This is a genomic window from candidate division KSB1 bacterium (assembly GCA_022562085.1).
Lineage (GTDB): Bacteria > Zhuqueibacterota > Zhuqueibacteria > Oceanimicrobiales > Oceanimicrobiaceae > Oceanimicrobium.
Window position 1 is genome coordinate 1 of sequence record JADFPY010000059.1, and the last position, 17,734, is coordinate 17,734.

The 17,734-nt window shown below is 45.1% G+C and carries 12 protein-coding genes; 8 read left to right on the plus strand and 4 right to left on the minus strand.

Translation table 11 applies throughout. The features are described 5' to 3' along the window. Positions 1–183 precede the first annotated feature (183 nt). On the plus strand, positions 184–417 hold the full coding sequence (locus tag IH879_07630) for a DUF433 domain-containing protein (protein ID MCH7674807.1): 234 nt from the start codon (positions 184–186) through the stop codon (positions 415–417). A 1-nt stretch (position 418) separates the two neighbouring features. After that, positions 419–760 carry a DUF5615 family PIN-like protein gene (locus tag IH879_07635; protein ID MCH7674808.1) on the plus strand — a complete coding sequence of 114 codons (342 nt, stop codon included), beginning with the start codon at positions 419–421 and terminating at the stop codon, positions 758–760. 7 nt (positions 761–767) lie between these two features. Here IH879_07635 and IH879_07640 read toward each other — a convergent pair whose 3' ends face one another. The 3 genes from IH879_07640 to IH879_07650 form a co-directional block, all read right to left on the minus strand. Beyond that, on the minus strand, positions 768–3,833 hold the full coding sequence (locus IH879_07640) for an efflux RND transporter permease subunit (GenBank protein MCH7674809.1): 3,066 nt from the start codon (positions 3,831–3,833) through the stop codon (positions 768–770). Positions 3,834–4,002: 169 nt separating this feature from the next. Then, positions 4,003–7,281: an efflux RND transporter permease subunit gene (locus tag IH879_07645; protein MCH7674810.1), complete on the minus strand. Its 3,279-nt coding sequence runs from the start codon at positions 7,279–7,281 to the stop codon at positions 4,003–4,005. A 141-nt stretch (positions 7,282–7,422) separates the two neighbouring features. Continuing rightward, entirely contained in the window at positions 7,423–8,472 is a 1,050-nt protein-coding gene (locus tag IH879_07650) for an efflux RND transporter periplasmic adaptor subunit (protein ID MCH7674811.1), read from the minus strand. Between the two features lie 280 nt (positions 8,473–8,752). Between IH879_07650 and IH879_07655 the strand changes: the two genes are divergently transcribed. The 6 genes from IH879_07655 to era all read left to right on the plus strand — a co-directional run bounded on the left by IH879_07655 (position 8,753) and on the right by era (position 17,330). Further along, complete coding sequence (locus tag IH879_07655) at positions 8,753–9,532, plus strand: PhzF family phenazine biosynthesis protein (protein MCH7674812.1); 780 nt, start codon at positions 8,753–8,755, stop codon at positions 9,530–9,532. Positions 9,533–9,905: 373 nt separating this feature from the next. Then, entirely contained in the window at positions 9,906–13,157 is a 3,252-nt protein-coding gene (locus IH879_07660; protein ID MCH7674813.1) for a protein kinase, read from the plus strand. Positions 13,158–13,277: 120 nt separating this feature from the next. Further along, positions 13,278–13,511: a hypothetical protein gene (locus tag IH879_07665; GenBank protein MCH7674814.1), complete on the plus strand. Its 234-nt coding sequence runs from the start codon at positions 13,278–13,280 to the stop codon at positions 13,509–13,511. Between the two features lie 74 nt (positions 13,512–13,585). After that, complete coding sequence (locus IH879_07670; protein ID MCH7674815.1) at positions 13,586–15,016, plus strand: proline--tRNA ligase; 1,431 nt, start codon at positions 13,586–13,588, stop codon at positions 15,014–15,016. Between the two features lie 129 nt (positions 15,017–15,145). Further along, the gene (locus IH879_07675) at positions 15,146–16,441 is read left to right on the plus strand and encodes a sodium:alanine symporter family protein (protein MCH7674816.1); all 1,296 of its coding nucleotides are present in this window, start codon (positions 15,146–15,148) and stop codon (positions 16,439–16,441) included. Continuing rightward, positions 16,428–17,330: a GTPase Era gene (gene era / locus IH879_07680; protein MCH7674817.1), complete on the plus strand. Its 903-nt coding sequence runs from the start codon at positions 16,428–16,430 to the stop codon at positions 17,328–17,330. Before IH879_07675 ends, era begins: the two co-directional genes overlap by 14 nt. A 6-nt stretch (positions 17,331–17,336) precedes the next feature. On the opposite strand, the gene IH879_07685 is transcribed toward era, so the two are convergent. Then, the coding region (locus IH879_07685; protein ID MCH7674818.1) for a DUF1223 domain-containing protein at positions 17,337–17,734 on the minus strand (398 nt) is incomplete at its 5' end.

Genomic DNA, 17,734 nt, shown 5'->3' on the forward strand with positions numbered 1-17,734 from the left:
AAGGGTCACGATGGTGGAGAACATCAGGCCGCCCATGATGGCGCGCGCCATGGGGAAGTAGGGCGGGCCGTCGCCGCCAATGAGGGTTTTGTCGCCAAGAACTTTTGCCTTGATTTAAGAATCATTTTTATTTAGATTAAATCAAATATATTTTTGACTGGGATATCTACTATGAATGAAAAAATGAGTTATTTGAATGGCAGAATTACAATAAATCCTCAAATTTGTAATGGCAAGCCAACCATCCGAGGGAAAAGGATTACTGTACAAACGATTCTTGAATTCTTGAGTGCTGGTGAAAGTCATAAGGAAATACTTCGTCAGTATCCATCCATAGAACCAGAAGACATTAAGGCATGTTTGAAATTTGCGACCAAGTTAATGAGCAATAACTATCTTCTTAAGATGACTGCCTGAGATGGCAAAATATTTTATAGATGCTAATTTGCCATATTATTTTGCTTTATGGTCAAATAAAGATTGTATTCACGCCAATGATATTGATGATGAATGGTCGGATTTCAAGATATGGGAATATGCAAAAGAGAATAACCTGACAATCGTGACAAAAGATGCTGATTTTTCGGAAATGATTCTTCCAAGCGAACCACCACCACGTATTATCCACGTCAAACTAGGCAATATGAAAATGAATCAATTTCATAATGCGATTTCAAAAGTATGGAACGAGGCCTGTGAATTGAGCGATCAGTATAAACTTGTTCGGATTTTCGAAGATAGAATTGAATGTATAAACTAAATTTAGACTAAGCCACTTTCATTTTGTCAGGTCTACCAGGATTCCCCGTCGCTTTTCTCACAACCCTCCTGCCCCACAGATTCAAATTATCCAAACCGACATAAATCGTCGGCAAAATAAAAAGGGTCACGATGGTAGAGAACATCAGGCCGCCCATGATGGCGCGCGCCATGGGGAAGTAGGGCGGGCCGTCGCCGCCAATGAGGGTTTTACCGATGGAGAGTGGAACAAGCCCCAGAACGGTGGTGCCGGCGGTCATGAGAATCGGGCGCACCCGTTCGACAGCGCCTTTCAGGATGGCTTCATTTCTGGAAAGTCCTTGCGCCCTGAGATGATTGATGTGATCGATCAAAACAATGCCGTTGTTCACCACAATGCCGATCAGAACGAAGACGCCAATAAAGGCTATCATGGAGAAAGTAGTGCTGGTCATCCAGAAGAACCAAAAGGTGCCAACTCCAGCAAAAAGGATGGACAACCAAATTGCGGCGGGATAAACCAGCGATTCGAATAGCGCTGCCATAACAAAATAAATGAGCACGAGTGCAAGCAGCAGGTTTACAACCAAAATTTGTGCGCTTTCGTTCTCACGTTGGACGCGACGGCCGAAGCTCCAGGAATATCCGGGCGGCAGCTCATAGTTTGCCAAATGCATTTTGATTTTTTTGACAGCACCTTTGACGGTCATTTCCCCATCCAGGGCGGCGGTGACGCTCATGGTGGTTTTGCGGTCCTTTCGTGAAATGTGCTGAGGACCCCGACGCCATTTGAAATCAGCAATAGTAGCGAGTTCGATTGGCCGGCCGCTATCGTTATACATCACCAGTCGCTTCAGTTGATCCAGGTTTTCGCGATCCGAGTCCTGCAGGCGCAGCTTTATTTCAACTTCACCGTCCGGGGTTTTGAAGCGGCGTAAGCTTTGACCGCGCAAAGCTATAGCAACAACCTGCCCCACTTGTTCCGCAGAAAAAGAATGCTTTTGTGCTTGCTCCTGGCTTACTTTAATATGAATCTCCCGCTCACCCGCTTCTGCCGAGGAACGCACGTCCCGCAAGCCCTCGATTTGTGCAAGCCGCCACTCCAGATCTTTGCTTAAGTCCGCCAACAGTTCGCTGGAGTCGCCCCACAACTCAACGCTGATAGTTTCATCCCCCGAAGACGAACGTCTTTCAAAAGAAGGATTGCCAATGGCGATTTTTGGAAGGTCTTTCAGGATCTCATCTCCTATATCATTTTCCGACCTTTTTGCTTCTTCTTCGTCGGTAAGTATGATCGTTGAACTGCCATACCCTGTTGTGTAATAAGAGTACACCGATTCGATTTCAAACCGTTCCTTATTAGCATACAAGTATTCCTCGATCGTATCCACCGCCTCTTCAACTTTTTCGACGTGATAGCTGTCGTTGACATGATATTGCAGCCGCAGCCTGCGGTCGTCGCGATCCGGAAACATATCAAATTTCACATTCATAATCGGCAGAACCGTGCTGGCCAAGATTGCAAAAATGATTAACGTCGTATATCCAGGGTGTTTTAAAGTCCATTTAAGAATTTTAAGATACCGCTCAGGGTGTTCAAACATAATCTTTTTGTCTGATTTATTTGCTTTAAATTTGATTCTTGAAGTCAACAAGGGAATAAGCGTTTGGGCAATCAAAAGCGAAGCTCCTAAAGCAATGACGATGGTCAGCGACACGTACTTCATCCAGGTGGCAACCTCACCCTCCGGCGCCACAATGAAAGGCAAAAAAACAATCGCGGTCGTCGAAGTTGCTGCTGCAACAGCTACGCCTACTTCTTTAACCCCAACGATAGTAGCCTGCTCGGGTGTTTCGCCGCGTTGTTGATGCCGAAAGATGCTCTCGGTAATCACAACTGCATTATCCACCAGCATGCCCACTGAAAGCATGAGCCCCATCATCGTCAGAATGTTCAAAGACATACCGAGGAAGTACATGAAGCCTAAAGTCATGATTAATGAAAACGGAATCGCCAGAGCAACAATCAGAGTTGTTGAGATTCTCCGTAAAAAAAGGTATAAAACCAACACGGCGAAAAAAGCGCCCCATAAACCTGATGACAAAAGCTCATCAATAGAAGAAACGATACCTTCGGCCGCGTTGTCCATAAAGTAGAGTTTGATGCCCTGCATATCGGAGCTGGTTTCAATTTCGTTGATCGCTGCTAATAGTCGATCGCCGACTTCAACCGTGTTTGCTCCCGATTCTTTGAAAATTTCCAGACCGATGGCGTATTTTCGATCCAGGTGCCTGCCATAATCTAGCTCGGGATGATCGTACCGAACATTAGCCACATCTTTCAGGCGCAGTCCTTTATCGCTAATAACGACATTTTCGATTTCCTGGATACTTTGAAATTCCACCAGAGGACGCACGCTAAAACGTTTTTGGCCATCGGTGATACGCCCTGCTGAGAAAACAAGATTTGAATTTCGCAGGTCCTGTTGAAGCTGTCCAATGTCCACTTTATGAGCTAAAATTCGATCTGCTTTCAATTCAATCATGATTTCTTTTGCTTCAACGCCATGCAATTCAACCTTCGAAACCCCGGGAATGCGTTCAATACGCCGCTTCACTTTTCGATTCAGCAAGTCATAACTATTGGAGAGGTCGCGCGTTGAAGAAAGACGAAGATTCATAATTGGAATGTCGGTCGATGACTGTTTAAAAACAAAATAGCGCTCGAGGTCGGGCGGAAGCTGATTCCAAATACCGTCGATTTTTTCTTTGGCTTCCATAGCTTTAATGGAAATATCTTCCCCCCAATCAAATTCCAACCCAATTCCCAAACCATTTTCATCCGAATTGGAGTTCATCTCTCTAACGTCGCTCATGGTGCCCAGCACTTCCTCGACCGGAATAGTGATCAGTTCTTCAACTTCCCTGGGCGTGGAATTAGGATAAGGAAACTGAATATAAATCTGCGGAAAATCTACCTCGGGAAGGTATTCCAGAGGCAGCATTTGTCCGGCGATGCCGCCGAGTAGAAAAAGCGACAAAAAAACCATGACCGTGGTTACGGGTCGTCTGAGTGCAGTTTTAGAGATATTCATGTCTTTAATCCAAGTTAAATATTAAATCGAAATGATACCGGATACTGGTTGCTGGTTACTAAAAAAACCTTTCAGTTACCAGTATCCAGCATCCAGCATCCAGCATCCAGTATCCAGCATCCAGCATCCAGTATCCAGCATCCAGCATCCAGCATCCAGCATCCAGCATCTAGTTTTTTCTATCCACCACTGCATAAACTACTGGAATCACCACCAACGTTAAGACAGTCGAAACCAGTAAACCGCCGATGACGGTGATCGCCATGGGGGCGCGAACTTCGGCGCCTTCCCCTAAACCGAGCGCCAGTGGCAGTAATCCGACTACGGTGGTTAGCATCGTCATTAAAATGGGCCGCAGACGAGCCTGCCCGGCTTCTTTAATGGCTTCAATTTTGGCCATGCCTTTTCTGCGCAGTCGGTTAATATAATCGATTAAAACGATAGCATTGTTGACCACAATTCCGGCCAGCATAATTAAGCCGATAAACACGACAACACTGAGTGAACTGCCGGTAACCATCAAAGCAAGCACAACACCAATCAGCGCCAGGGGAATTGTGAACATGATCACGAACGGATGTAAAAGCGACTCAAATTGTGACGCCATCACCAGGTAAACCAGAAAAACGGCCAGCAGCAAAGCAAATTGTAAAGATCGAAAAGAGACCGCCATTTCTTTGTTCTGCCCGGAAACCTGCACATCGAATTGTTCAGGAACTTGAATGGACTGAATAATTTCCTGGATCGCCTCTGCCGCCCTGCCGAGATCGTGGCCAATAATATTCGTGCGCACCAAAGCCACCCGTTCCTGTCCGACCCGGTGAATTTCTCCGGGCCCCATTGCAACGGAAACGTTTGCCAGGGCAGCCAGTTTGATTGGCGGCAGGTGAGAGGGATTAACCAACAAATTACGAATACTTTCAATGGACGCCCGATCCTTTTCCTGCGCCCTGACCAGAACATCGATTTTGCGATCGCGCAGGGAGTAGCGGGTTGCTAATTCACCTTTAACTTTATTCACCACAATTTGCGCCACGTCAGGAACTTGCAAACCATAAGCAGCCACGCGTTCCCGGTTAAATAAAATTTGGATTTCGGGATACCCGCCCTGCATGGTCGATTTCACATCGGTAAATACCGGATGATCCTGCAATTTTCTGGTAATCTGCTCTGAAAGCTTTTTGAGCCCCTTGAGATCGTAGCCGGAGATTTCGACTTCAATTGGGGTTTTGAAACTAAACAAAGAAGGCCGGGTGAATTTGGTTTCGATACCGGCGATTTGCCGGAAGCGGCCTCGCAAATCAGCCATGAGAACCTCTTCATCGGCGCGGTTTGAACCAGCGGTCATTTTGACTCTCAACTCACCCCAGTTTTCGCCGCCTTCCTCCGGGTTGGCGTCCAGGCGGTTGCCGGTTCCCGAAACCGAGAACATGGTTTGAATTCGATCATGGCCCGCAGCCTTGAGCTGCATGGTTTTGATAATCCTGTCGGTTTTTTCAAGCGGCGTACCCGGAGGCAGCTTGACCTCAACGATAAACTCGCCCTGTGAAAGCTGCGGGATCAGCTCGACGCCAAGCTGCGAAAGCAAAAGAACGCTTAGCAGTAAAAGACCGAACGCCACTCCCAAAGTCGCACCTCTGTGACCCAAAGACCAATGAAGCATTTTGGGGTAAGTGCGATTAACCCACTGATAGCCCTTATCAAAAACTTTTACTAAGGGTTTCATCGCAATGCCCAGAACTTTAGCAAAACCCTTACTTGCGCGATAAATCCACGTTGCTAAAAATGTGGGAATTGTCGTAAAGATAAATCTGAAAAATCCTTTCATAGCTCGAACAACTCTGCCGCGCTTCTTTTCCGGTGGGGAAGTTTCTTCGGCGAAATCATAGTTTTTTTTCTTGCGGCCGCCAACAGAGGCCAGCATCGGAATAATCGTTAAAGCAACTGCTAAAGACGCTAATAGAGAAAACGTGACCGTCAACGCCTGATCGCGGAAAAGCTGTCCTGCAACCCCTTTGACAAACACCAGAGGAAGAAACACAGCTATTGTCGTTAATGTGGACGCAATGACCGCAGTACCGACTTCGCTTGCACCTTGTTTGGCCGCCTCTATAATGCCGGCGCCTTTCTCGCGATGCCGGAAAATACTCTCCAATACCACCACGGAATTATCCACCAGCATCCCTACTCCCAAAGCCAGACCACCCAGCGACATAATGTTAAGAGTGATATCGCCGCCAAACATCAAATTAAAGGTAGCGATAACCGAGATCGGAATTGCCAAACAAATAATCAACGTACTCCAAATATTTCGCAGGAAAAAGTACAGCACGAAAAAAGCGAGAACGCCGCCAAAAACCGCCGCCGAGATGACTTCGTTGACAGCACTGCTAATAAAAACCGCCTGATCATAAACCAAATCCAATTTCGTGTTCGCGGGCAGGATATCATCGAGGCGGCTGACACGCTTCTTGATACCCTCTGAAACCGAGACCGTGTTCGCATCCCCTTCTTTATAAATAGCGATCTCGACAGCCTCTTTGCCATTAATTCTGGTAATGGCTTTGCGCTCTTTATGACCTTCGTAAACCCGCGCGATGTCCTTCAAATAAACTTTTGAGCTTGCATCACTTCTGAGAATAACATTGCGAATCTCATCGATCGTTTTGAATTGGTTGAGCGTGCGCACCAGATATTGATTGGACCCTTCTTTTAAATTGCCGCCCGCTAAGTTGACGTTTTCCCGCCGCAATCGACTGGCGACATCCCGGATGCTTAAACCGAGCTGGTTTAATTTGCCCTGGTCAACTTCGATTTGAATCTCTTCCTCAAGACCCCCGCTGATTTTAACTGCCGCAACTCCGACTGTTGATTCCAATTCCTTCTTTAACTGCTCTTCGGCAAAGGTTCTCAGGTATTTCAGGTTGGTTTCATCGAAAGCTTCATTGTTTGAGCCAGCTGCACCGGCCTCCACACTTGCAAATTTTACCGTTGTTTCTACTGGCTTTGATTCTACATCTCGAGAAAGGGCCAACGTGATAATCGGATCGAGCGATGGGTCAAAACGCAGTACCAGCGGTTTTTTCACTTCGAGGGGCAACTGTAATGCATCCAATTTTTCGCGCACATCCAGGCGCCCCTGATCCATATCCGCGCCCCACTCAAATTCGAGAATCACATCGGACTGGCCGGAACGGGAGATCGAGCGAATCTCGATCAGATTCTTGACAACGCCAAGCGCCTCCTCAACCGGTTTTGTGACCAGGTTTTCAACTTCTATCGGTGCGGCACCGGGATACTCAGTTCGTACGGTTAAAGTCGGGTAAGTTAAATCGGGGAGAAGCGTAACCTCCAGGCGATCGAATGCCACGAAACCAAAAATGACGATCGCCAGCGTAACCATGGAAATGGTGACCCGGCGGCGGATGGAGAGATCTATTATTTTCATTTCTTAAGTTTTTTTTAATAAAAGGGTTCAGTGTCTATTTAAAAAAGATGCTTGATGCTTGATGCTTGATGCTTGATGCTTGATGCTTGATGTTAGATGTTAGCAACCAGCATCCAGCATCCAGAATCCAGAATCCAGAACCTATTGAACAATCTCCACCTTCGAGCTGTCTTTCAAGCCATTTTGTCCGACCACGACCACCTGATCTCCAGGCGACAGGCCGCTTATAATTTCAAAATAGAGATCATTGGAATACCCGGTTTCAACCACTTGTCGTATCGCAGTGGAATCTTTAATGACAAAAACCGTTTCGCTGCCATCTTCGGATAAGATAGCGTGTTTGGGAATGAGCAGGCTATTTTCGTGGGTATCATAAATTATTTTGACGCGCGCAAACATCCCCGGCTTCAAAGCACCATACTCATCTTTTACAGCTACAGTCACTTTTACCGTGCCGCTTTCCGGATCGACGATGGGGCTGATTCGCCAGACGCTGCCTTGATACGCTGTGCCGTTTGTGGCGTCTAAACTGATTTCGGCTTTTTGGCCGGGCTTGATTTTGTGAATGTCGACCTCAGGTACATACAACAAAGCAATCAATGGATTGAAATTGACAATCTTAAAAACAGGTTGGTTTAAATTCACCATATTGCCGTTCTTGATGTAGCGCGCAGCAACAACTCCTGAAATCGGCGCTTTAATGGAAGTGTACTCCAGGTTGAGCTTTGCTTTGTCGAATTGCGCTTTCTGAGCTTCATATTGAAAACGCACATTCTGAAATTCTTCTTTTGAAATGAGATTCTTTCCGAAAAGCTCTTTGTTGCGGTTAAAGTCGTTTGCCAATTTGTTAATGTCCGCTTGCGCCTGTTGAACCTCAATCGCCAGCATTTTATTTTCTAATCTTGCCAGCACTTGCCCCTTTTTCACCGGCATGCCTTCTTCCACCAAAATTTCGATCACAATTTCGGAAGTCTTGGCCACCACCTCAGCTTCCTCCTCGGCTTCTAAAGTCGCTGTGCCGGTCAGCAGGGCTGAGATATCGTCGGTGCTGACTCTGGAGACTTCAACCGGAATCAGGACAACATCCTCCTGTTCTTTGTCTTTTGCCTCGCCGTTCTTCCCACATGAAATAAAAAATAGGGACAGAGTTAAAAGCAGGCAAAGACTTAAAATACTATAAAGCTTTTTCATTGTATGATTCCTCCTAGCAAAATCATTTGATCACTGTGTGTGTAAAATAGACAGCCAAGCCGTCATAATGTTACATAAAATTAGTGCGAGCAATTTTTAGCGGGGTTTGAATGAATTGACAACATCTGTGTACGGCATGTATTTTAGGAATGTTGCAGAACCGCGCATCAAAATGCAAGGCATAAAAAATGCCTCATACGGAAGATTTTTATTTACAATAAACCTGGGAGTTTTAAATTAAGTGCATCAAGCTTGACATTAACAAATTTTTCAAGATACCATGAAAATCCCATTTTATCAAATCGACGCTTTTACCAGCAAAGTTTTTGGCGGAAACCCGGCAGCAATTTGTCCTTTGGAGAATTGGCTTCCGGATGAAACCATGCAAGCCATTGCTGCTGAAAATAATCTCGCGGAAACTGCTTTTTTCGTAAAAATGGGAGATGATTTTGAGCTCAGGTGGTTTACCCCGGAAATGGAAGTGGATTTATGCGGCCACGCTACCCTGGCCTCAGGCCATGTTTTATTTAACCATTTGGACTTTAAACCGAATCAAATAAATTTCCACACCAAAAGCGGTGTGTTAAAAGTAAGTCAGACCAATGAGCTTTTATCCATGAATTTTCCTTCCAGAAAACCTTTAGCAACTGAAACACCACAGCAGCTTGTTGATGGACTTGGAAGGAGGCCGGCAGAAGTTCTTAAATCAAGAGATTACTTTGCGGTCTTTCAAAATGAACAGGAAGTTCTGTCCATTCAGCCGGATTTTAACATTCTTGAGCAGCTTGATTGTTTGGGAATCATCATAACGGCGGCGGGTCAAACATCTGATTTTGTTTCACGTTTTTTTGCACCGAGAGCCGGCATTCCGGAAGACCCGGTAACAGGTTCGGCCCACTGCTCTTTAGTCCCTTATTGGTCGGAAAAATTGCACAAAAAAGATTTACATGCGCTGCAGCTCTCCAAAAGGCGCGGAGAATTATTTTGCCAGGATTTGGGCGAACGTGTGTCTATTGCCGGAAATGCTGTGACCTTTGCAACCGGTACAATATACTTGTAACCCCCGCCCATTCCACAGCGTTGATTTTAATTACAAGCACTCCTAAAAATATTTTACCAATTATTCTGCTTTGCAGGTACTTAGCTATGATAGGCAAAACAGGCCTAATTCTTTCTTTTCCATAAATTTCTTGAATCCAGATGTTAAGCATTGGATTGGGGAATCCGGAGGTTTAAAAAAAGAAAAGCCCGCCTGATCTCCGGCGAGCATTTCTAGTTGGTGGTGGTTTTCCTGCTTAAAGAAAAGTTTATCTAAAACCAGAATAAAAAGTAAAGTTTAGATTATCAAGGTATATAGATAAAGTTAGTAAATCTTAAATCAGTGTTTAATTTTTGCTCCTTTTTACGATTTACGAATATGCCAAGTGAAGCAAATGTCAGATAGCGCGTATAAAATAGGAAAAAAACTTTACGAAGATCTCATTGGAACGGTTTATAGTTTCAGTTCAGAGGCAAATAAAAATACCGGCCAAATAAAAATATTGCACGAGGAGTTTGCAAAGCAAGATGATCTGGTTCAGGCTTTTCACAAATGTGCAGAAAAAAGTTGTTCAATAAGAAATCAGAACACCATATCCGCACTGTCCCACGGCGAAGGAAATGGTACCCATTACATTGTACTGGAAACTTGTAATTTAACTCCTTTAAGCATTCTTTTGAAAAAAACGCACGTTTTGTCCATTTCCGATTCCATTGGGGTTATAGAAACGCTTGCCAATACACTGCGGCAAGCCCATATCGATGAGGTAATCCACGCCCATTTATCTCCTCAAAGTATCTTTACCGAGATAAATTTCAAACAAGTTAAAATCGCCAATTTTGGCTTTGATGAGCTTATCCGTTTGTTGATCAAAAAAAAGCAAGGAAGTTTAATAAATACACTCCCATATTATTCTCCGGAACTCATTCATGGAGATAAGCCATTAAATCGCCAAAGCGACATCTACCCGTTAGGCGTCCTATTTTATCGATTCTTAGTCGGTGAACTCCCCTGGGAAACGTATGAAGCAGATGACTATCTAAGAAACCCATACCGGCGCGCCCTGGTGCCACCCAGTCTTCAACGCCTTGAAATACCTGCTCTGCTTGATGAGCTGGTTTTAGAGGCACTGGAACCGAACCTAGAAAACCGTTGTCCAACTATTAGTCAGTTTATCGAAAAAATCGCTGAAACGAAGAAGGAAGTTCTCCCAATAGTGACCTCGTCAGCCGAAATTTTTAACGATGAGGTGTTGCACGAAACGGTCACGCAATCTAATGAAACGGCCGTAAATCAGGGTGATTATCAAAAGGAAAAAAAAATCACAGAGCCAGGCACAGAACTGCAAAATAAAACGCCAGAAGCTAAAATAGATAACGAGAAAAAAGATGAGACTCTGGAAGCCCATGAAGAAGTTTCCAGCCAGCCGGGTATTCATTCAAATAGTCTAGAAAAAGAATCGCCGCCGCAATTTGAGAAGTCCCAACAAACGACGTCAGACTCCGAGACGAAGTTGGCCGAAAGCGAAACATCCCAACCGGATGAATCTCCGGAAAAAATTCCAATTCCTACAGAAAGACTTGAACAGAAACCTGTTTTGGAGAGCAGCCAATTTTCAAACGAAAATGAGGCAAAAAATCCGGATCTTGGTCCTATTCAAGAAAAAAATGAAACTGGCCAGACTACAAAAGAGGAAAGTCCGGAAATCACTCCAGAAGCAAATGAAAAAACCGTAGAGCCAAATGAGCGGGATTCGATTCCTTCTTTGGCCACATCGACGCCGGAGCCAGAAACAGGTGAAGCACCGGTGAGCCCAAGAATTGAACCTCAAGAACACATCCCCGATAACAATGAGAAAGAAACTGCCCCCCTTCCGCCCCAGGAAGAAGTTCCTTCCCAACTCATGATGGATTCTAATAATTTAGAAAAACAAACGCCGGCACAATTAGAGAATCTTCAAGAACCACCGTCAGAGCCAACGACTGCAGATACAACATCTGCAGCATCTCCGGAACCTACCACAATTCTTCCTGAAGACGCCGACCAAAATCCTGTTTCGGAAGACGGTCAACTTTCAAATATTGAATCGGAGAGTCAAATTCAAGACGTTGAACCTGTTTCTGAATTCGATCCAGCCACAAACGACAAACACAATTCAAGCGCCCAGGATGTAGATAAGGAGTTCACCAAGTCAGAACAGTTGCATAGAAATGACCTTTCTGCAGTACCTACCCCGCCCCTGGAAGAGATTGATGAGTTAGCATCCATCACCCGATCTGAGCTGTCAGAGAATCCTCCGGACGATGGAGATGAAACTACTGAGTCAACCCAATTGGATAAACCTGGAGAGGCCCGGTCAGCAGCGGTGACAACTTTAGATGAGCCTCAAGCAAGCCAACCTGAAAATTTATCTTTGGAGGAGACGCCGGAACAAAATGCTCAAAATGAATTTTTCGACACAGTAGAAGAAAACCAGGAGCAGAACCCAGTTATTCAGCAGCAAAGAGATGTTGAGCAGAATGAACAGGCACTTAAACCTGAGGAAAATAATTTTGGTGAAAGTGTCGTGAATCAAAATCAAGAAGATGAGATTGATCAGCTGGTACGGTCAGAAGATCCAAGGGTTCCTTCCTCTCAGTTACACACTCATGAAAACGCCGACCCACCAAAAATAAGTCAGGAGCCGCACCAGCAAACAAAAGTGGCCGCACCGTTTGGTTCAAACGGTGGCCAAAAAACAGGCGTGCCCTTTGGTTCCAAAGATGAGACTATTTTTAGTAAAAGTAGCCCGCAAACATCCATACCACCCGATTTCTATAAGAAACAATTGCACGGACGTTCGAGCTTAACCGTCATAAAAACCGTTCTGATTGCTCTAATTCCCATATCAGTGATTTACCTGCTAATTGTAGTCACATTTGATGCCAATTTTATGAACAGACTTTCCAGTTTGAAAGAAAGTTTTTTTATAAAAAAGACCGAATCAAAAAATTCATCTAACTCGAATCCTCTTACCTCATATGAGCCAGCGGAAGCAAATCAAACTAACAGCGATGAAATCGCCTCGACCCGGCCAATCATCTCGGGTAAGTCAGGAACTTCATTTCAAGCAAACCTCCCTCCTGTTTCGGAGCTGAAACTGCAATTATCTGTACGAGGCAGTGGGCTTCCACAAGCTTCGGATATTTTCGTAAGCGGAGCCCATTATGGCAAAACCAACAATCAAGGACGGATGTTATTATCCAACTTGACGGTCAATCAAAGTTATATTATCAAAGTAGAAAAACAAGGGTTTGAAATGTGGGCGAAAGAGGTTTCGTTTAGTACCCTTGGGACGAAGGATTTAAACGTTGCGCTTAAACCATTGCCTTCGAAAGCTCTATCGAATAGCGGTCAAAAGATCGGACAGTCAACAGTCACTATTCTGTTATCCAATCCTCAAAATGTCAGCTCTGCCACCATTTACATTGACGGTAAGTTATGGGGTGGCAGAGATAATATTGCACCTGCCAAATTACAGATCCCAGCCGGGGACCATATAGTCGAAGTCAAACAAGACGGTTTCCGCTCCCATCCAGCTTCTCAATCTTTAACTCTTGCAATCGGAGAAAATAGAACCATCTATTTTTATCTGATCCCCAATTAAAATCCAAGTTTAAAATTTTCTTGACAAAGAAAAATTATATACATATATTTTCTTTTGAAAGTTATTCATCTATCTCTTTATTTATTAATATCTTCTATAGTTTTTAGCTGAACCAGTCAGGTGAGCGAGCAAGGTAACTCGTCTTCGGAAGAAAACCCCAAGACAAAGCGTCCTGAGAATGAAGACGAAGAAAAATTTATCATTAATAATCTTGACGATGAAGATGATCAAGAGATTTCTGAGGAACAGAAATATTGGCACGAATATTATGATGACGAAGAAGATAACATGAGACCCCGGAAGAGAAAAAAGCCAAAAGAAAAAGGCAGATTTGGTGATCGGGAACGCGAATGAAACTATTATCATTAATAATTCAGACCCCTATTCGATAGGGGTTTTTCATATTCATCATTAACAAAGATCAAAAGATGGCTAAAGGAATCACAAAAAGATCTGAAGATTATTCAAAATGGTATTTGGATATTATCTCGTCCGCAAAATTAGCGGACTATGCCCCGGTAAAAGGGTGCATGGTCATTCGTCCAAACGGCTATGCAATCTGGGAAAATATACAAGCCGGTTTAGACAAAATGTTTAAGGAAAGTGGACATGTAAACGCCTATTTTCCCTTATTCATTCCTGAAAGTTTTCTTAAGAAAGAAGCAGAACATGTGAAAGGGTTTGCTCCGGAATGCGCCGTAGTCACTCATGGCGGCGGCAAAAAACTGGAAGAACCTTTAATTGTGCGGCCTACATCAGAAACCATCATTTGGTACATGTATAAGAAATGGATTCAATCGTACCGCGATCTGCCTATTCTGATCAATCAGTGGGCAAATGTAGTGCGGTGGGAAATGCGCACCCGGCTATTTTTACGGACCATGGAATTCCTCTGGCAGGAGGGGCACACAGCACACGCGACCTTCGATGAGGCCGAAGAAGAGACCCTGCGAATTCTCGAAATCTACCGAACTTTTGCTGAGGAATATATGGCTCTGCCGGTACTCACCGGCATAAAATCTGAAAAAGAAAAATTTGCCGGCGCAGACCGAACCTATTGCATCGAAGCCATGATGCAGGATCGAAAGGCTCTCCAGGGAGGTACCTCGCACAACCTGGGACAAAATTTTGCCAAAGCGTTTGACGTTCAATACCAAGATGAGAGCGGTAAATTGCAGTATGTTTGGGCAACCAGCTGGGGCGCTTCAACGAGATTGGTGGGCGCCCTGATTATGGCTCACAGCGACGATCGCGGCCTTGTGCTGCCACCGAAACTTGCGCCGATTCAAGTGGTTATCATCCCGATTTGGAAAGGCGATGATGAGAAGAAAGCCGTTTTATCTAAAATCGATTCTGTCACCAAAGATTGGTCCACCCACTTCCGGTTCAAAGTTGACGACCGGGAGAATTACCGCCCCGGGTGGAAATTCAACGAATGGGAGAAGCAGGGTGTGCCGATCCGAATTGAACTTGGCCCAAAAGATCTGGAGAAGGGGCAGGCAATTCTCGTCAGGCGGGATACGGGAGACAAAGATCCCGTTGGGCTCGACCGGTTGAAAAATCAGATCACGGAATTGCTGCCAAAAATTCAGGAAGATTTGTTTAACAAAGCTTTTGAGTTCAGAAAGCAATATACTTTTGATTGCGACGATTACACTCAGTTTAAAAAAGAAATCGAAGATACGGGCGGCTTTTACAATGTGCACTGGTGCGGCAGCCGCAAGTGCGAAGACCGCCTGCAAAACGAGACCAAAGCGACCATTCGCTGCATTCCGATGGAGAAAAAAGCAGAAAAGGGGAAATGTCTTTTGTGCGGCAGTGATTCGGAAGAACGGGTTGTGATTGCAAAGGCGTATTAAAATGTAGCGCAAACGTCCTCGTTTGCAAATCCCAATCGAGACGATTGAGTTACAAGATCGGAGGGAACTTTGGAACAGAAATTAGTCGATTTTGTCGGGGAAGCAAGCAACTTCGTCTGGGGACCGCCCATGCTTATTCTTTTGGTGGGAACCGGAATCTATCTCACTTTTTTGTTAAAAGGCCTGCAATTTCGCAGTCTTTTTCATTCGCTTTATCTCGCTTTAATTAAACGAAAAGAATCAGGAGCCGCAGAAGGCGACATCACGCATTTTCAGGCTCTCATGACTGCACTGGCGGCCACAGTTGGTACAGGAAATATTGCAGGTGTCGCGACTGCCATTTATGTGGGCGGTCCGGGTGCGCTGTTTTGGATGTGGATGACCGGCCTTGTCGGCATGGCCACTAAATATTCGGAAGCGGTTTTAGCCGTGAAATATCGCGAGAAGGACGAAGCAGGGAACATGCGTGGCGGTCCCATGTACTACATTTCCAAAGGTTTGGGCTGGAAGTGGCTGGGTTCGCTTTTCGCTATGTTCGCGGCAATTGCTGCCTTCGGCATCGGCAACATGGTTCAATCGAATTCGGTGGCAGATGCGGTTCAAGCCAACTTTGGGGTGCCGCTCTGGGTTACGGGGATTATTTTAGCTGTAGCGACTGCACTGGTCATCCTGGGTGGTATCAAAAGTATTGCCCGGGTCACGCAGGTTTTCGTTCCCATCATGATTATCTTTTACATGATTGCCGGTCTGGTTGTTGTCATCATTAATTTCACCCTCATTCCTGAGACTTTTGCCTTAATTTTTAAATCGGCTTTTAGCCCTACTGCTGCGAGTGGAGGCTTCCTGGGTGCGATGGTTATGCAGACGATTCGCTTCGGCGTTGCTCGCGGCGTCTTTTCCAACGAAAGCGGCCTGGGCAGCTCAGCGATTGCCGCCGCAGCGGCACAGACAAAAAATCCGGTCTCGCAGGCCCTGGTCTCGATGACCCAAACATTTATCGACACGATTGTCGTTTGTTCGTTTACAGGCTTCGTTATTATCTCAACCGGCGCCTGGACCAGCGGCGAAACCGGTGCGCGGCTAACCTCGATGGCTTTTAGTCAGGGATTGCCTGGCGAATGGGGCGGAATAATCGTGACGCTCGGACTCATCTTTTTTGCCTACTCCACAATTTTGGGGTGGAGTTATTATGGGGAAAAGTCACTAGAGTATCTTTTGGGGGCGAAATCGGTCAAGCCTTACCGGATTATTTTCTGTATTTTTGTGGGGATTGGCGCGGTGGCAAAATTAGACCTGGTCTGGGGCATCGCCGATGTATTTAACGGTCTCATGGCCATCCCGAATTTAATCGGGCTGCTTTTCCTTTCCAAAGTGATTGCCTCCGAAACCCAGAAGTACTATTACTCAAAGGATTCGAGTGAGTAAAAAAAATATTAAAGTAGGATACGTGGCCATCGTCGGGCAGCCGAACGTCGGCAAGTCTACCCTGCTGAACAATCTCCTCGATTTCAAAGTCGCCGCGGTCACGCGCAAGCCGCAAACGACCCGGCACCAGATCAGGGGTATCCTCAATGGTGAAGACCACCAAATTATTTTCTTCGATACCCCCGGACTTCTCGAACCCAAATATAAATTGCAGGAAGCGATGCGCCAGGCGGCTTTCCGCTCTCTAAAGGACGCCGATCTGGTTTTGTTTATGGTTGCTGCGGCTAAAGAACCGGATGCATTCGATACAAAGCTCCTGAACCAAATCCATGATTTCAACAGTTCGATTATTTTGCTGCTTAACAAGATGGATATTATTTCCAAGAACCAGGTTCTGCCGGTGATGGAATATTACTCGCAGCTGGGAACTCTCAAATCTATCATGCCGATTTCCGCCTTAAAAAAAGATGGTTTGGATTCATTAAAAGAGGAGATCCTTTCGGCGCTTCCAACAGGTCAACCTTTTTATGACGACGATCAAATCATGGATCACCCGGAACGGTTTATAGTCTCTGAATTGATTCGTGAGAAAATTTTCCAAAGATACGGGGAGGAAATTCCCTACGCTACCACAGTTCAAATTGATGAATTCAAGGAAAGGAATGACGGCAAGGATTTTATTCGGGCGATTATTTATGTGGAGAAAGCCAGCCAAAAGGGCATTCTAATCGGAAAAAAAGGCGCGGCATTAAAGGATGTTGGCCGAATAGCCCGTCAGGAAATTGAGCACCTTCTTGAACGCAAAGTGTTTTTGGAGCTCTGGGTGAAAGTCAAAGAAAAATGGCGCCAGGATGAAAAGATGTTGAAGGAGTTTGGGTATTACAATTGAATATTTCTATAATTCCACTCTACTCGCCGCCAAAACCTCCATCGTCGAAAAATTCTGCACGTACCCGATAATCGAACAATTATCTAAATCTACAGAAGAGGGCAACTTCAGGGTAATTCTTCCAGTTTGCTTTTTCAACTCAGAAGAGCTGAAAGAACGAACAACGTTCTCGTGATGTAATTTCATTCCTGAATTCTCCCCGCGCTTGATATTTTGCACGAGACCGCGTTCAACCAGCGCCAAATTCAAAACAGCATCTTCGGGTAACTTTGACAGGTTGTATTCTATCTCTAATTGATTTGATTCTTTGCTGCCTGATTTTTCCAGAAATAAAGTAATGTCAGCCGATTTCTTAAGTGCAGATTCTATGTTTGCTCTGGCTTTGGCCCGGTTTGAGCCCACGA

Bases quoted from the DNA above. Each gene is read 5' to 3' on its own strand.
- IH879_07630 (MCH7674807.1), top strand. From the start codon at position 184: ATGAGTTATTTGAATGGCAGAATTACAATAAATCCTCAAATTTGTAAT.
- IH879_07635 (MCH7674808.1), top strand. From the start codon at position 419: ATGGCAAAATATTTTATAGATGCTAATTTGCCATATTATTTTGCTTTA.
- IH879_07640 (MCH7674809.1), bottom strand. From the start codon at position 3,833: ATGAATATCTCTAAAACTGCACTCAGACGACCCGTAACCACGGTCATG.
- IH879_07645 (MCH7674810.1), bottom strand. From the start codon at position 7,281: ATGAAAATAATAGATCTCTCCATCCGCCGCCGGGTCACCATTTCCATG.
- IH879_07650 (MCH7674811.1), bottom strand. From the start codon at position 8,472: ATGAAAAAGCTTTATAGTATTTTAAGTCTTTGCCTGCTTTTAACTCTG.
- IH879_07655 (MCH7674812.1), top strand. From the start codon at position 8,753: ATGAAAATCCCATTTTATCAAATCGACGCTTTTACCAGCAAAGTTTTT.
- IH879_07660 (MCH7674813.1), top strand. From the start codon at position 9,906: ATGTCAGATAGCGCGTATAAAATAGGAAAAAAACTTTACGAAGATCTC.
- IH879_07670 (MCH7674815.1), top strand. From the start codon at position 13,586: ATGGCTAAAGGAATCACAAAAAGATCTGAAGATTATTCAAAATGGTAT.
- IH879_07675 (MCH7674816.1), top strand. From the start codon at position 15,146: ATGCTTATTCTTTTGGTGGGAACCGGAATCTATCTCACTTTTTTGTTA.